At 69.2% G+C, this 16,007-nt stretch carries 12 protein-coding genes; 5 read left to right on the top strand and 7 right to left on the bottom strand.

Annotation, left to right across the window (positions count from 1 at the left end):
• Window positions 1-19: 19 nt before the first annotated feature.
• The 5 genes from I4J89_RS22335 to I4J89_RS22315 all read left to right on the top strand — a co-directional run bounded on the left by I4J89_RS22335 (window position 20) and on the right by I4J89_RS22315 (window position 5,839).
• Window positions 20-1,027: an aldo/keto reductase gene (locus I4J89_RS22335; protein WP_196415970.1), complete on the top strand. Its 1,008-nt coding sequence runs from the start codon at window positions 20-22 to the stop codon at window positions 1,025-1,027.
• A 241-nt stretch (window positions 1,028-1,268) separates the two neighbouring features.
• Entirely contained in the window at window positions 1,269-3,059 is a 1,791-nt protein-coding gene (locus tag I4J89_RS22330) for a right-handed parallel beta-helix repeat-containing protein (RefSeq protein ID WP_196415969.1), read from the top strand.
• A 94-nt stretch (window positions 3,060-3,153) separates the two neighbouring features.
• On the top strand, window positions 3,154-3,972 hold the full coding sequence (locus I4J89_RS22325; RefSeq protein WP_196415968.1) for a MerR family transcriptional regulator: 819 nt from the start codon (window positions 3,154-3,156) through the stop codon (window positions 3,970-3,972).
• 167 nt (window positions 3,973-4,139) lie between these two features.
• Window positions 4,140-4,967 carry an alpha/beta hydrolase fold domain-containing protein gene (locus tag I4J89_RS22320; RefSeq protein ID WP_196415967.1) on the top strand — a complete coding sequence of 276 codons (828 nt, stop codon included), beginning with the start codon at window positions 4,140-4,142 and terminating at the stop codon, window positions 4,965-4,967.
• The gene (locus I4J89_RS22315) at window positions 4,940-5,839 is read left to right on the top strand and encodes an RNA polymerase subunit sigma-70 (protein ID WP_196415966.1); all 900 of its coding nucleotides are present in this window, start codon (window positions 4,940-4,942) and stop codon (window positions 5,837-5,839) included. The genes I4J89_RS22320 and I4J89_RS22315 overlap by 28 nt, the downstream gene beginning before the upstream one ends.
• Window positions 5,840-5,889: 50 nt before the next feature.
• Here the strand turns inward: I4J89_RS22315 and I4J89_RS22310 are convergent, their stop codons facing one another.
• The 7 genes from I4J89_RS22310 to I4J89_RS22280 all read right to left on the bottom strand — a co-directional run bounded on the left by I4J89_RS22310 (window position 5,890) and on the right by I4J89_RS22280 (window position 15,970).
• Window positions 5,890-9,153 (bottom strand): discoidin domain-containing protein, encoded by a 3,264-nt coding sequence (locus I4J89_RS22310; RefSeq protein WP_196415965.1) that lies wholly within the window; start codon window positions 9,151-9,153, stop codon window positions 5,890-5,892.
• On the bottom strand, window positions 9,150-10,574 hold the full coding sequence (locus I4J89_RS22305) for a glycoside hydrolase family 43 protein (protein WP_196415964.1): 1,425 nt from the start codon (window positions 10,572-10,574) through the stop codon (window positions 9,150-9,152). Before I4J89_RS22305 ends, I4J89_RS22310 begins: the two co-directional genes overlap by 4 nt.
• Before the next feature lie 10 nt (window positions 10,575-10,584).
• Window positions 10,585-12,990: a glycoside hydrolase family 127 protein gene (locus tag I4J89_RS22300; protein WP_196415963.1), complete on the bottom strand. Its 2,406-nt coding sequence runs from the start codon at window positions 12,988-12,990 to the stop codon at window positions 10,585-10,587.
• A 61-nt stretch (window positions 12,991-13,051) separates the two neighbouring features.
• Complete coding sequence (locus tag I4J89_RS22295; RefSeq protein WP_309238414.1) at window positions 13,052-13,879, bottom strand: hypothetical protein; 828 nt, start codon at window positions 13,877-13,879, stop codon at window positions 13,052-13,054.
• A gap of 253 nt (window positions 13,880-14,132) precedes the next feature.
• Window positions 14,133-14,459, bottom strand: a complete 327-nt coding sequence (locus I4J89_RS22290; protein ID WP_196415961.1) for a winged helix-turn-helix domain-containing protein — start codon at window positions 14,457-14,459, stop codon at window positions 14,133-14,135.
• Window positions 14,456-14,935 carry a hypothetical protein gene (locus I4J89_RS22285; RefSeq protein ID WP_196415960.1) on the bottom strand — a complete coding sequence of 160 codons (480 nt, stop codon included), beginning with the start codon at window positions 14,933-14,935 and terminating at the stop codon, window positions 14,456-14,458. Before I4J89_RS22285 ends, I4J89_RS22290 begins: the two co-directional genes overlap by 4 nt.
• 72 nt (window positions 14,936-15,007) lie before the next feature.
• Window positions 15,008-15,970 (bottom strand): NAD(P)-dependent alcohol dehydrogenase, encoded by a 963-nt coding sequence (locus tag I4J89_RS22280; RefSeq protein WP_196415959.1) that lies wholly within the window; start codon window positions 15,968-15,970, stop codon window positions 15,008-15,010.
• Window positions 15,971-16,007 lie beyond the last annotated feature (37 nt).

The following is a 16,007-nucleotide window of genomic DNA, read 5'->3' as shown; positions in this document are numbered from 1 at the left end:
TGGCACCAGAATGACGGTCATGGAACACAGATATCTGGGCGCCAGTGGACTTCGGGTCAGCGAGCTCTGCCTCGGCACGATGACGTTCGGCAAGGAAGCCGACGAGGCGACCTCGCACCGGTTGCTGGACCGCTACGTCGAGGCCGGCGGCGACTTCATCGACACCGCCGACGTCTACGGCGGTGGCGCCTCCGAGGAGATCATCGGCCGGTGGCTGTCCTCCCGGCGCCGGGACGACCTGGTCATCGCCACCAAGTTCTTCTGGAGCACCGGCGAGGCCGCGAACGACCACGGCGCCGGGCGCAAGCACATCATCGCCGCGGTCGAGGCGAGCCTGCGCCGGCTGCGTACCGACTACATCGACCTCTACCAGGTGCACTGCTTCGACGAGTCCACTCCGCTCGAGGAGACGCTGTCCACTCTCGACGGGCTGGTCCGCTCCGGCAAGGTCCGTCACCTCGGTGCGAGCAACTACGCGAGCTGGCAGCTGCAGAAGACGATCGACGTGGCCCGGCACCGCGGCTGGGAACCGTTCGTGGCGTTGCAGCCGCTCTACAACCTGATCGACCGGGAGGTGGAACTGGAACAGGTGCCGGTCAGCCGCAACGAGGGCGTCGGCATCATCCCGTGGTCGCCGATGCGGGGCGGCTGGCTCACCGGCAAGTACCGGCGGGGGATGACCTCGGCGCCGCCGGACACCCGCTGGGAGGGCGACAAGCAGCCCTGGCTCGGCGACTGGCAGAAGAGCGTCGACGAGCGGACCTGGTCGGTGACCGACGCGCTGCTCGCCGTCGCCGAGGAGGTGGGGCACAGCCCGGCGCAGGTGGCGCTGCGCTGGCTGATGCAGCGGCCGGGCGTCACCGCGCCGATCATCGGGGCCCGCAAGCTCGAACAGCTCGACGACAACCTCGGCGCGTCCGGGTGGTCGCTGGACGACAAGAGCATGGAACGGCTCACCGCGGCGGGCGAGATGCCGCTGCCGTACCCCCATGGTTATCTGGCCGGATCCCCGCGCCGCCGGGCCTGAGAAACCGCTGGGAGAGGGGCCGTGCGGCCCCTCTCCCGTGCTTTCTGCAACAAACCTGCAAATCGATTCTGTTGACTCGGTTATCTCGTCGATGGCAGATTCCAACACGGAATAACCGTCCCCGGACCCGCCGGATCCCCACTCCCGGACGCGCCGCTATCTGCGGAAACGTATTCCCCATTCGTATTCGTATTGGGCTCGTCCATGCCGGCGGAATCCATTCTCGACAGGAGAAACACCCATGGCTCCAACCCTGCGCCGGTGGGCCGGTGCCGGCGGGCTGGTCACGGTGGTGACCATGGCGCTGGTCGCCACCGTGACCAACGCCGAGGCGGCCACCGTGTTCACCGCCGACTTCGAGTCCGGCAGCACCAGCGGGTGGTCCAGGTCGGGCGGCACATGGTCGGTGGCGGCCGACGGCTCGCAGACCCTGCGCCAGACGAACGCGAGCAGCGAGAACGCCCGGCAGTTCGCCGGTGACGCGGCCTGGACCGACTACACCGTCTCGGCGAAGGTCAAGCCGCTCTCGTTCGGCGCCAACGGTTTCGTCGGCCTGCTGGCCCGGGCGAAGAGCTCGACGACGTTCTACCGCCTGGCGCTGCTGCCCGGCAACCAGGCCCAGTTGCAGGCGGTCAACAGCGGCAACGTCACCGTGCTGGGCAGCGCGGCGCGCACGGTGGCCACCGGCTCCTGGTACACGCTGAGCCTGACCGTCTCCGGCACCACGATCAGCGGCAGCGTCGACGGCACCGCGGTCGGCTCCGGAACCAGCTCGGTCGCCGGCACCGGACGGATCGGCCTGCAGACCGGCTACGCGTCCGCCGGCTTCGACGACGTCACGGTCAGCACGGGTGGCACCACGCCGCCGACGAGCAGCCCGCCGACGAGCGGCAGCCCGTCAGCCAGCCCGTCTCCCAGCCCGTCCACCTCGACGCCGCCTCCGGTCAGCGGCGCCCTCTACGTGGCGCCCAACGGCTCGGCGAGTGCCGCGGGCACCCAGGCCGCACCGACGACGCTGCCGTCCGCGATTACCCGGATCGCCGCCGGCGGCACGATCTATCTGCGCGGCGGCACCTACAACTCCGCCTCGACGATCACCGTCGCGCCCGGCAACAACGGCTCCGCCGGCGCGCTGAAGAAGATCGTCGCGTACCCGGGTGAGCGGCCGATCCTGAACTTCTCCGCTCAGGCCGAGGACCCGGCCGCCCGTGGCCTCGCCGTCAACGGCAACTACTGGCACGTCCAGGGCCTGATCGTGGAGCGGGCCGGCGACAACGGCATCTTCATCGGCGGCAGCAACAACATCGTCGAGCGGACGGTGACCCGCTTCAACCGGGACAGCGGCCTGCAGATCTCCCGGATCGCCTCGGACACCCCGAACTCGCAGTGGCCGGCGAACAACCTGGTGCTCTCGTCGGAGTCGCACGACAACGCCGACTCCGACGGCGAGGACGCGGACGGGTTCGCCGCGAAGCTGACGGTCGGTTCCGGCAACGTCTTCCGCTACACGGTGTCGCACCACAACATCGACGACGGCTGGGACCTCTACACCAAGACCGACACCGGGCCGATCGGCGTGGTCACCATCGAGGACTCGCTCGCCTACGAGAACGGCACGCTGAGCAACGGCGGGCAGGCCGGCGCCGGCGACCGCAACGGCTACAAGCTCGGCGGGGAGGACATCGGCGTCAACCACGTGGTGCGGCGCAGCATCGCCTACGACAACGGCAAGCACGGGTTCACCTACAACAGCAACCCGGGCTCGATGACGATCTCCAACAACCTCTCGATCGACAACGCCGAGCGCAACTTCAACTTCGACGAGGGCTCGCACGTGTTCCGCAACAACACGTCCTGCCGCAGCGGCAGCGGCACCAACGACCGGATCATCGGCAACTCGGACAGCTCGAACCAGTTCTGGTCCGGCAGCAACGGGTCCCGGTGCGCGTCGTACACCGGTGCGCTGGGCTGGTCGTTCGCCGCCGACGGCAAGCTGGTCGTCACGCTGGGCGGGCGGGTCGTCTCGCTCTGATCTTGAATTTGTGGCAAGCCCGGCCGGTGATCCGGCCGGGCTTGACTCTCCTCCTGGGGGAGACTCCAAGCTCGAGTCCAGGAAGGAGGAACCCATGACCGACCTGATCCCGATCGGCCGCTTCTCCCGGATGACCCGGCTGTCGATCAAGGCGCTGCGCTTCTACGACGAGCAGGGCATGCTGAAACCGCTGCGGGTCGACCCGTCATCCGGATACCGGTTCTACAGCCGGGTCCAGGCCAACCGCGCCGAGGCGATCCGCATCCTGCGGTCCACCGGCATGCCGATCGACGAGATCCGCGAGGTGCTGGCCGAGGACGATCCGGAGCTGACCGGCAAGCGCCTGGACATGCACCGGGAGCGGCTGCTGGAGCGGTTGGCGGAGCAGGAGCGGATGCTGCGGTTCCTCGAACGGCTCATCGATCGAGGAGAAGGCGTCATGCCCTACCACGTAACCGTCAAGCAGGTCGAACCCAGGTTCGTCGCGGCCCTGCGGCTGCGGATCAGCCTCGCCACCGCCGGCGCCGACGTGCAGCGCGGCTTCGGCACACTGGTCCAGGCCGTCACGGCCGCCGGCGCCGGCCCGACCTGCAAGCCGTTCGTCATCCACCACGATGTGGTCGACGAGCAGACCGACGGCGACATCGAGATCTGCATCCCGGTGAAGCCGGGCACGGCATTCCCCGACGGTCCGGTCCGGGCCACCGAGATCCCCGGCGGTCAGGTGGCCGCCACCGTCCACCGTGGGCCCTATGCGGAGATCTCGCCCGCCTACCACTACGTGACCGGCTGGATCCAGGAGCAGGGCCACCAGCACGCCGGCCCGCCCCGCGAGATCTATCTCAACGACCCGCAGTCGGTCACCCAGGACGATTTGCTCACCGAGGTGCAGTTCCCCATCGGGTACGCGTAATCGGCCGCCCCGCGCCGGACCACACCTCCCGCCGAGCCGCGCGGCCACGCACCCGGTCCCGGCTCTGACGCGCCCGCCGGGCCCATGCGGGTGGTCGCTCGCAAACCGCATGGATCCGGCGGCCCGCCGACCGATTCCTTTCGAGCGCGCCCACGGTCGGTATTCACATGGATGCGATAAAGGAGATGTACGCCCGCTGGGCCGCCGGGGACATGGGCGAGGACGACCAGTGGGGCGACGTGACGGCCGAGCCGCGCGGCCTGGACTACGTGGAGGTGTCTGCGGGCGGCGTGCCGGCGATGTGGCTCAGCCCGCACGGCGCCGACCCCGACCGGGTGATCGTCGCGCTGCACGGCGGCGGCTTCGTGGGCGGGTCGCTCTACACCCACCGCAAGATGTATGGGCACCTCGCGAAGTCGGCCGGCGTGCGGGTGCTGCTCGCCACCTACCGGCACATTCCCGAGTTCCGCTACCCGGCGCAGATCGAGGACGCGGTCACGGCGTACCGGTGGGCGGCGGCGCGCGCCCAGAAGGTGGCGCTGGCCGGCGACTCCGCCGGTGGCGGCCTGGCCGTGCAGGTCGCCCTCCGCGAGCCCGGCGCGGCCGCGCTGCTGTTGCTGTCGCCGTGGATCGACACGGACCCGGCGCAGACCGCGACCTCCTACGAGGAGAACGCCGCCACCGACCTTTTCTTCACCCGGCCGATGGTGCAGGGTCTCCTCCAGCAGTACCTGCCTGAGGGGACGAGCGGACTGGAGCCCGCGGTCAACGCCTTCCACGCCGACCTGTCCGCTCTGCCGCCGATTTACGTGCAGTGCGGCGGCGACGAGAGCGGCCGGGGCGACAGCGAGCGCCTCGCGAAGCTGACCGGAGCCCAGCTGGACGTGTTCGACGGGCAGCTGCACACGTTCCAGATGGCCGCCGGACGCGCACCGGTTGCCGACGAGGCGATCGGGAGGCTGGCCGCATGGGTGCGCCCGAGACTGGGGCTCTGACCAAGGCGTTCGAGGGGGAACGGCGCGGGTTGTTCGCCCACGTGTACCGGATGCTCGGCGCCTATCACGAGGCCGAGGACGTCGTGCAGGACACGTACGTGCGGGCGCTGCGCGGATGGGAGACGTTCGAGCGGCGCTCGTCGGTGCGCACCTGGCTCTACCGGATCGCCACGAACGTCTGTCTGACCGTGATCGAGGGCCGCGAGCGGCGCGCGCTCACGTCCGGCCTCGGCCCGGACGAGCTCGCTCCGCTGCTCGAGCCGTTCCCCACCGACCCGCTCGACCTGGTGACCGAGCGGGAGAGCGTGCGGCTCGCCTTCGTGGCCGGGTTGCAGCACCTGGCACCCCGGCAGCGTGCCGTTCTGCTGCTGCGGGAGGTGCTGGCCTTCTCCGCGGCCGAGACCGGCGAGGCGCTCGACATGTCGGTGCCGGCCGTGAAGAGCGCCCTCCAGCGGGCCAGGGCCCGGCTCGCCGAGGTGGCACCGGCTCGCGACGACGTGCTGGACGCCGCCTCGCCCCGGGCCCGGGAGCTGCTCGCCGGATACATGGCCGCGTGGGAGGCGTCCGACGCCGACGCCTTCCGCGACGTGCTGCGCGCGGACGCGGCCATCGAGCCGGTCGGCTCGCCGACCTCGTACGCCGGTCGTGAGGCGTGCCTGGCCTTCGCGACGCCGTCGATGGGCGTCGCGGGGGAGTGGCGGATGGTGGCGACCGAGGCGAACGGCCAGCCCGCCGTGGTGGCGTGGTTCCGCGGCGAGCCGTTCGGCGTGGCGGTGCTGACGGTCGCCGAGGACGGGATCTTGGTGATCACGCTCTTCGGCGACCCGAAGCTGGCGGAGACCTTCACACCGACGCGCGCGAGTCAGGGGTGAGTGGTGCGGGCCCGCCGAGGGGAAGCGGCGGGCCCGCACACCGGGCCGGGTCAGGCGAAAGCCTTCACCTCCAGCAGGCCCACCGAGGCGGCGCCGCTGGTCAGGGCCACCCGCAGGCGGGTGGTGCTGATCTGGCCGAAGGTGACCTGGTTGTACTGGTTGGCGGCCACCGGGTAGCCGCTCGGGGACGGCACGTCGGCGTACGCGCTGCCGGTCCAGTATTGGAGCTTCCACGAGGCGGGCAGGTCGATGCCCTGGTTGTCGTCGAAGAAGTAGACCTGGGCGGAGCGCAGGGTCTGCGCCGAGGACCAGGTCAGTTCGGCCCACTGCTGGCCCTGGTTGGGCCACGCTCCCCAGCGCGGGTTGACCGTGTCGTTGGAGGACAGTGGGTCGATGCCGTCGTTTATCGCGGCGACGTTCTCCCACGCCGAGGTGTAGGAGGCGCTCGGAGTCGCGGCCGCCGCCAGGTTCGGGTTGGCCGGGACGGTGCCCTGGCCGTACAGCTTGACCTCGGTGAGGCCGACCTTGGCGGTGCCGGACGGCTGGGTGAACTGGATCCGCAGCCGGGCGGTGCTGACCGGGGTGAAGGTGACCCGGTTGTAGTTGGACTGCGGCGTGCCCGGCGTCTTGACCTGCGCGGCCGCGGCGACCCAGGCGGAGCCGTTCCAGTACTGCGCGGTGTACGCCGAGGGCGGCCGGTACCGGTTGCCGGCCCGGTCGTTGCGGAAGTACAGCCGGGCCTCGTTCACCGTACGGTTGGCGCCGAAGTTCAGCTCGTACCAGTCGGTGGCGTTCGGTGTGCCGTAGGTGCCCCACAAGGGTGAGTTGGTGGGCAGGTCGTCGATCGCGGCCGCCGCCGACGTGCCGGAGGTGGTGTAGGACGCCGACACGGTCGCGCCCGCGGCCAGGTTGGGTGCGGTGGAGGTGAGGTCGACGCCCGCCTTGGCGAAGATGTCGACCATCCGGTCACTGCTCTGCGCCACGTTCTGCGGCGCCTGCAAACCGGAGAAGGCCACGTTGTGGGTGACCGTGCCGGTGCCGGACGGGAAGGTGACCGCGCCGGTGGCCGGGTTGTAGACGAACCGGACCAGCCGGTCGACGGTGGCGACCCGGGTCCCGTTCAGATAGATCGAGTAGCCCTGCGGTACGCCGCTGTAGCGGGTCACCCCGTCGGTCGGGTCGTCCCAGACGACGGAGAGGTTCGCGTTGCGGTAGCGCAGGTTGTTGACCGCGAAGTGGCTCCAGCCGATGTTGATCGGCGACAGCTCGATCTGGGCGTCGTTGCGCGGTCGCAGCCCGGCCACGTCCTCGATGATCGTCCAGTTGCTGCTGCCGAGGATGTTGTGATGGATCCACGACCGGTACGTGATGGCGCTGCCGTTCCAGTCCGCCCAGAACTCGTTGGCGTCCGGCCAGGCCGTGTTGCCGTCGACGTACTGTGCCCAGGCGTTCCAGTAGAGCAGCTTCTTGTAGTCCTCGTTGGTCATCCACGAGTTGGGGTAGTTGCGCAGCACCGACGAGTAGAGCCGGAACTGCACCGTCGAGTTGATCGTGGAGAAGTTGTTGCTTCCCGGGTTACCGGCGGCCGCCGCCGCGGCCTTGTCCTTCTGGTTGGCGGTGTAGAACGGGAAGATCGGATACTCGGCGGCGTCGGCGAACAGCCGCAGCGCCTCCCGGTACTGGGCGGTGTTCGGCATCAGCCCGACCGAGTACGGGTAATAGTTGTTGATCTCCTTCCACGGCACGTGGGTGTTCGTCGACACGTGCTTGTGCTCGAGCAGCTGCCGCGACGGGTTCCACAGCGTGTTCACGACGCCGTTGCGGATCCGGTCGGCGAGCGTCTGCATCTCGGTGGCCTTGGCCGTGTTGCCGAGCAGCGTGTACGCCTGCTGGGCGGCGACGGCCGCGGACCACACGTACGCCGTCTCGGCCCGGTCCAGGTTGCCGGACCGCCAGTGGAACGACACCGCGTCGGCGTCGTTGCCGGTCATCGCGCCCCAGTCGTACTCGATGACGCCGTTGTTGTTGGTGTCGTAGGTGGCCAGCTGCCCCTTGGCGTCGCCCTCGGCGTACCGGGCGAAGTTGCGCAGCATGGCCGGCTGCCCGCCGTGGATCTGGTACGCCCGCCAGGCCGCCTCGGCGATGTACTGCGTGTACGAGTTCGACCAGTTCTCCGGGTCACCCGGGTTGTCCATGAACCGGCCGTTCGCCGAGTACTGCCCGACCGCCAGGTAGGGCCCGTAGGACAGCGACGGGTCGCGCAGGTACTTCAGGTCGTCGATGTGCATCGGCTGGGTCAGCGCGATCGCGTTGTTGTACCCGGTCACACCCTCGATCGACTGCGGGAACTGGAAGTCCTGCCCCGGGATGTCCGCGTCCAGGTGGTTGAAGCGCATCAGCCACCAGCGGTAGTAGATGTTCTTCTTGATCGCCGGGTCGGGCACGTCGATGTAGGGCACGTTGTCGGCCCACCACCGGTTGTAGGCGCGCACGTGGGTGGCGAACGCGTCGGCCGCCGACTGCGCACGGTAGGCGTCGTACTCCGTACGCGACTGGGGTATCTCGGTGGCGACCAGCCCGAGTTGCACCTTCACGGTGACCGTCTGCCCGGCCGGCACCGTGACCGAGCGGCTGAGGCCGCCGCTCGCGGCGGTGAAGCCGTCGCCGGAGAACCGCGGGTACAGCGTGGTGAGGTTGTTCTTCACCGCCCGCGTGCCGGTCAGTTCACTGCCGCTGACCGTCGTCGCGTAGGGCGAGGTGGCGTTCAGCTGCACGGTCGCCGACGCGGAACCCGTGTTGACCACCGCGACGTTGGTGACCAGCACGTTGTTGTGGGTGATGAACTTCGTGACGTCGAGCCGGACCGAGCCGCCGGTGTGCACGCTGCGCCAATGGCTCGGCGTCTGCCGTCGCTGGGCGGGCTGCTCGGTGAAGGTGCCCGGTGACGCGGTGATCGCGTACGCGTTCTGGCTGCTGATGTTGTCCCAGTAGGCGGCGTTGCCGCCGAAGCCGATCACCGCCGGGTTGTGGGTGTACATGAAGGCCGCGCGGCCGCGGCTCATCAGCCAGGGCCCGGCCGGGTCGTTTCCGGTCCGCGCGAGCAGCCGGTCCATCCAGAAGTCGGTGCCGGACGCCTCGGCGTCGTAGATGGCCCGCATGGTGTCGCCGGTCGAGTAGCCGACCGGCGGCGCCGGGATCGCGCCGCTACCGGTGAAGGTCGGGAAACCGATGGGTTGCGCTGCCTGCGCCGGTTGCGCCGGCATGAGGCTCAGGCTGGTCAGAGCCAGGATCATTGCGTACGCCCGGAGCTTCATGACTGGAACGCCTTCCACTCGAGTACGCCGGTGGAGTAGCCGCTACGGGAGGTGATCTGGAGTCTCAGCCGGGTCGTGTTGACCGGGTTGAACGTGATGACGTTGTCAACATTGCCGGCCGTGCCACATGTTGACTGACCGGGCACCGGTACATATTGACTGCCGTTCCAGTACTGGAGTTGACATGACGCGGGCAGATCGATGCCCTGGTTGTCGTCGAACCAGTAGACCGCCGAGCGGTTGATCGAGCGCGCGGCCGGCCACTGGTACTCGATCCACTGGGTGCCCTGCTGCGGCCAGTTGCCGTAGACGAGGTTGGAGCGGTCCTGCGAGTTGGCCGGCGTGCCGCCGTTGTTGATCGCCGCCAGGCTCTCCCACGCGGAGACGTGCGACGTGGACGCGGTCGCCGACGGCGCGATGTTGGTGCCGCTACCGCCGCCGGTTCCCGGGTTGGGCGGCGGACCGGTGGTGGTCTGGGTGACCGGCTGGATGGTGCCGTCGGCGTTGAAGTAGAGCCGGTCGACCGCCACCGACCTGCGGAAGTTCCCGCCGCCGGGCGCGTTGGCGTTGTGGTAGACGATGTACCACTGGCCGTTGAACTCGACGATGCCGGCATGGTTGGTGGTCGACGAGACCTGACCGAGGACGACGCCGCGATGTGTCCACGGGCCGAGCGGGTTGGTCGCGGTCGCGTACCGCTGGCAGGCGTAGTTCGAGTTGGTGACGCAGCCGCTGGTGTCGTTGGCGGCGTACATCATGTAGTAGAGGCCGTTGCGTTTGAACATCCACGGGGCCTCCCAGAAGTTGGTGAGTCCCGTCGGGGTGACCACCGATCCGACCGTGTCGATCATGTTGCTGGCCAGCCGGACCGCGCGCGGGCCCCAATAGCCGCCCCAGTACATGTACGCCTGGCCGTCGTCGTCGACGAAGACCGTCGGGTCGATGTTGAGGCCCGACGAGTTCGGGGTGCTGTCGCTGATCAGCGGTCCGCCCTTGGCGTCGGTGAACGGGCCGAGCGGGCTGTCACCGACCGCGACGCCGATGTTCATCCAGCCGGGGCCGTTGCCGTTGATCGAGGTGTACCAGTAGTACTTGCCGTTGCGCGGTTCGACCTCGCTCGCCCAGGCGTCGGCGCCGGCCCAGCCGAAGGTCGCGATGTTCGCCCGCGCGCCGTGGTGCGTCCAGTTCGCCGCGTCGGTGGAGGAGAGCACGTGCCACTCGCGCATCACGAAGTTGCTGGTGCCGGTGGGAGCCTCGTCGCGGCCCGCGTAGACGTACATGGTGTTGCCGACGACGAGCGGGGCTGGGTCGGCGGTGTAGATGGTGGTGATGATCGGGTTGGCGGCGTGCACCGGCACGGCGGTCACGGCGACCGCCGTGATCACCCCGCACGCGGTGGCTACCCACCTACGGAGAGACATTCTGACTCCTTCACTGACCGGTGGCGTTCAGCTGGGAAACCTCGGCCGCGGACAGCGCCCGGCTGTAGATCCGGACGTTGTCCACGGCCGCGGCAAGGTACGGATCGTTCGCGTACTGCGAGCGGCCGATCCAGTTCTGGGTGGTGGCGCCGAGCGCGCTGGGGCGGACGGTGAGCGCGCTGTTGCGGGCCACCTCGGCACCGTTGACGTAGAGCACGCCTAGGTTGCCGGTGTGGGTGACGGCGACGTGGGTCCAGGTGCCGGTGGGCAGCGCGGCCGGTGCGTCGATGCGCTGCTCCGCCCCGGATCCGCCGGTGCTGATCGCGTAGCGGGCGGTGCCGGCGCTGCTGCGCGGGGTCAGGAAGAGGTACGACCCGGTGCCGCTGCCGAAGTCGAAGACCCGGGCCCAGCTGGCGGCCGTGTCGACGCGTACCCAGGCGGCGACCGTGAAGGAAGCGGCGCCGGCCAGGATGCCGGCCGGCAGGCCGATGTACGCGTTTCCGCCGCCCAGCAGCACACCGCGACCGGTACGCCCGGCCGTCCTGGAGGCCGCGCCGGCGAGCGTGCCGTTCCACCCGTTGCCCGTCGCGTCGACGACCGCGCTGCCGGAGGCCTCCTCGAACGGATAGTGCGCCTCTCGCGGGGTGTTGCTGACGACGTTCCAGTACACCGAGTACCGCTGGCCGTGGGTCTTGTAGAACGGCCGCAGCAGCACCGAGCCGGCGGTGTACTCCAGCGGGGCGGCCGCCGGGCGCAGCGTCGCCGGGTCGAGCGAGGGCAGCGCGCTCAGGTTGGTGCTGCCGAACTGTCCGGCCAGGACGATCGGGCCGTGCTTGACGGCGCGGACCGCCGGGTTGTCGGGGGTGGGCTCGACGGTCAGCGCCATGGGCAGGCTGATGTCGACGGTGTCGCCGCTCGCCCAGGTGCGGTTGATCGCCAGGTAGGTGCCGGGGGCGGGGGAGCCGGTGAGGGTGCCGTTGACGCGTACCTGGGCGCCGGTGGCCCAGGACGGGATGCGGACGCGCAGGTCGATCGGTCCCGTGCCGGTGACGGTGAGCCGTGACGTCGCCGTCTCCGGGAACGTGGTGTCCTGCCGTACCGTGATGCCCCGGCCCGGCCAGGTCAGCGTCGCCGCGATGAAGAGATTGACCCAGAGGGTGTTCGCGTTGTGGAAGAAGACGCTGTCCACGTACTTGGTGTTGGTCTCCATCCCGGTGCCGTGGCAGCAGGTGAAGTTGTCGTAGTCGTTGCTGTACGTCTTGATCCCGCCGGGCCGCAGCGGCACGTAGTAGCAGTGGTGCCCGTGTGCCGAGCCCGGGTTCTGCGCGCCGAGCAGGTGGTTGTAGAGCGCCTTCTCGTAGAAGTCCATCAGCTCGGCGCCCCGGCCCGGGTCGGTGAAGAACAACTGCCGGGTCAGCTTGAGCATGTTGTACGAGTTGCAGCACTCGCAGGTCGTGTCGGACAGCTCGCTCGCGATCCGGTTCGGCGCCTGGAAGTACTCGCCGTTGGAGTTGCCGCCGATCGCGTACGAGTGCTGGCGCACCACGAAGTTCCAGAAGTTGACGGCGATGTCGCGGTAACGCACCGCCCCGGTCGCGTGGAAGCCGCGGATGGCGGCAAGAGCCTTCGGGATCTGCGTGTTGGCGTGGAACCCGGCGAGCGCGTCGGTGTTCGCCGCGAGCGGGTCGAGCACCTGGGCATGGTCGAAGTACTGGGCGGTGGTCAGGTGCGCCGGGTTCTCGCTGAGCTGGTAGAGGTTGAACAGGGTCTCGCCGATGCCGCCGAACTCGACACGCAGCATCTGCTGGCGTTGCGCGTACGTCAGCCGGCTGTTGCGGGCCTGCACCCACGCCGCCTTGCGTTCCAGCACGGTGAGCGCTTGACCGTTGCCGGCGAGCTGGTGCATGTCGAGCAGGCCCTGCACGATCTTGTGCAGCGTGTAGTACGGCGCCCACACCTGCTGGCCGGTCTCCACCCGGTCGATGAAGCTTTCCGGGTACGCGGACAGGAAGCCGTTCGGCCGCTGGCAGAGTGCGAGCTGCGCGACCAGGTAGTCGCCCTTGGTCCGGTACGCGGTGTCGCCGGTGCTCGCGTACGCCTGGGCGAGAGCGGTCAGCACGTGTCCGATCGAGTGGCCGCGCAGCTCGGTGGTGGGTGACTCCCAGCCGCCGCACGGGGTCGCCGACGAGGACAGTCCGGCCGTGACCCGGAACATGTGCAGCAGCCGGTCGGCGTTGAGGAATCGCAGGTAGGTCTGGGTGCGAGCGGCGTTGTCGGCGAACGGTCCGGCGCCCAGGCGGACGGCGGTGAGCGGGAAGGCGTACGCGGACACGCCGTTGTCGGGCCGGGCCAGCGTGACCGGCGGTAGCAGGGCGGCGCCGGCGGCGGCTTTGAGCAGGGTGCGGCGTTGCGGCATGGGCGGCACCTTTCGTCGGGCCCCGGCCGGTTCTCCGCCGGCCGGGGCTCTGTAACGCGGATCAGTAGCCGTAGCGGCTCTTCAGGTGCCGCCACCAGTCGCGGAACATCCAGGCGTCGAACTCGGTGATCGACGTGGAACTGCCGGCGCGCATGATGAAGTTGCTGACGCCGCTCGGGGTCCAGTCGTAGAAGTCGTCCAGACCCCAGGTATGGCCGATCTCGTGCAGCAGGATGTGCATGTTGTTCGCGTTGATGTTGTTCATGAAGTACTCGCGGCCCATCCGCTGGCCCCAGTCACCGCCGGCGCCGCCGCCGAAGCCGTCGGTCAGCCACAGCGACTGGTCGTAGTGCCGGGCGACCCCGCCGGGGCACCTCGGGTACTGGCCGTTCTGGTTGAAGAACCGCCCGCACGGCACCGAGCACTGCGGCGCGTTCTCCCGGATGTCGTTGACGTAGATGTCCACCGACGTGTCGCTCCACTGCAGCTGGGAGCGGTTGCGCACGGCCCAGCCGACCACCCGGACCGGCACCTCGCCGTACGGCCAGGCGTTGTGCCCGACCAGTTCGTCCATCCACTTCTTGTGCTGCCGGGCCAGGGCGGCGTGGATCTGGTCGCGCTGGGCCGCGGTCACGCTCGCCGAGGAGTCCCAGCGCACGCAGTAGTTGATGTAGCCACGGTTGGCCATCACCTGGTCCCAGCCGTAGTTGCGGAACCCGTACAGATTGCCGCCGTTGTAGGTCTGCTCCTGGTGCTGCCATACCTGGTTGAGCGGGGTGACCAGGTGGGACGGCGGGCTCCAGGTGGCCGGCGCGGCGTACGCCCCGGCGGGAATCAGACTGACGGCCACCAGTGCGGCGGCGATGGCCGCGAGGAGTCGTGTTCGCACGGAACCTCCATTGATACTCATCGATTCATTGGGTTCTGGTGCACCCCCGTGCGCGGTTCGTTGGTGGTTGCCGGGCATGGACTCGCGGCAGTGCCCCTGCGTCGCGAGATGCCCCAGCGGGCTCCGTCCTGGAAGTCAGGCTGACGTACGAAAACGTTTTCGGCAAGATGTTGTGCGCGTTAACAGCTATCGATGTGGAAAGCCGCCCGGCGATCGCCGGGCGGCTGGGGTTGCGAACGTGTCGTCGAAGGGTTCAGTGGGTGAGCTGGTCGGGCAGGACCGCCAGGCCGGCCCGGGCGACGATCTCCTGCAGTGCCGCGACGTGGTCGGCGAAGGCCTGCTGTCCCACCGGGGTGAGCCGGGCGGAGGTGCGCGGCCGCTTGCCCACGAAGCTCTTGCGGATGTCCACGTATCCAGCCTCTTCGAGGGTGGTCAGCTGCTTGGACAACGCCGAGTCGGAGAGGCCGATGCTGTCGCGGAGGAACTTGAACTCCGCCCACTCCGTCGCGGCGAGCAGGCTGACCAGTGAGAGCCGGGTCGGTGCGTGGATCAGCTCGTCGAAGCGCGGGGTGCCGGTCATCGGGGACCCGCCACCGGCCGGGACAGCATCAACCGGCGCAGGTGGGACATCAGCCGGGGGCCGCCGACCGCCAGGCCGATCGCGACGGGCAGGCAGCCGAGCGTCGCCGGCAGCGGGACGCCGAGCGCGTCCAGGGTGAAGCCGAGGGCCACGCCGATCGCGACCAGGGTGACCGTGAAACCGGCGATGGCAAGGGCGCCGCGCACGCCGATCAGCTCCTGCCGGACCTGGACGCGGGCCCGGCGGACCAGGGCGAGGATCAGGGTGGCCAGGCCGAGCGCGTAGACGATCGTGCCGACGGCGATCAGCCAGCCGATCTCGCTCTCCATGGCGGCGACGAACAGCATCATCAGGACGGCGATGCCGTACCAGAACCAGTCGGGTACGAGGTTGGTGTCGACGACCTGGGCGCGGCGGGCCCGCACCTCGGCCAGGGCGAGCTCGGCGTCGACGGGTGGGATGTTCGGCGTGGTCATCGCTTCCTCCTCGGGCCTGTACTTGCCTACTAGGAAAGTACGCTCCACTTTCCTAGTAGGCAAGTATTTTCCTCAGGGGACCGAGATGACCACGTTTCCCACCTTGCGGCCGGTGTCCACGTACCGGTGCGCGGCGACGATCTCGCTCATCGGATAGGTGCGGTCGACGACGATCTTCAGCTCGCCCTGCTCGAGCAGGGCACGCAGCTCGGCGAGGGCGGCGTGTTTGCGTACCGACATGCCGGTACGCACCCGGGGGCCACCGGTCAGGGCGGTCCGCAGCTGGAGGACGTTGTTGAACAAGCCGGTCGTCGGGAGGTAGCTGCCGCGCGGCGCCAGCACCGGCCGGGAATGGGTGAACGAGCTGCGGGACACGGTGTCGAAGACGATGTCGTACCGCTCGCCGGAGGTGGCGAAGTCCTCGGCCGTGTAGTCGAACACCCGGTCGGCGCCGAGCGACTCGACCAGCTTGACGTTGCGGCCGCTGCACACCCCGTGCACGGTGGCGCCGGCGCGTTTCGCGACCTGGACGGCGTACGTGCCGATGCTGCCGGACGCGCCGATGACCAGCACCCGCTGGCCGGGGCGCAGGTTGACCGTTCTGTGCAGGAAGTGCCAGGCGGTGGTGAAGCCGTCCACGGTGGCGGCTGCCTCCTGGTACGAGACGCCCGGCGGGATCGTGGTGAACGACGCCTTCTCGGAGAGGCATTTGTACTCGGCGTTCGCCCCGACCGCGAAACCGGTGAACCCGAAGACCCGGTCACCGACCCGATAGTTACGGACGTCCGGACCGGCTGCCGTGATCTCGCCGGCGAACTCGAGGCCGAGCACGCGAATCCCGGAACGGGGCCGCATCGGCCCGATGATGACGCGCCCCCAGCGGGGCTCGCCGCGCCGCATGCCGCACTCGGCGGAGGTGACCGTGGTGGCGTGCACCCGGACCTGCACCTGATCACCGCGCGGCACCGGCGTCGGCAGCTCGACCTGAGTGAGCACTTCGGGTGGTCCATATCTGTGGAACATCACCGCACGCATCCGGCCATCGTGGCGGAGTGATGCTGTGACTTCGCTG

The organism is Actinoplanes aureus, assembly GCF_015704865.1.
Taxonomy (GTDB): domain Bacteria; phylum Actinomycetota; class Actinomycetes; order Mycobacteriales; family Micromonosporaceae; genus Actinoplanes; species Actinoplanes aureus.
Note: the sequence above shows the minus strand (reverse complement) of the source record. Positions and strands in the feature narration are given on the sequence as shown.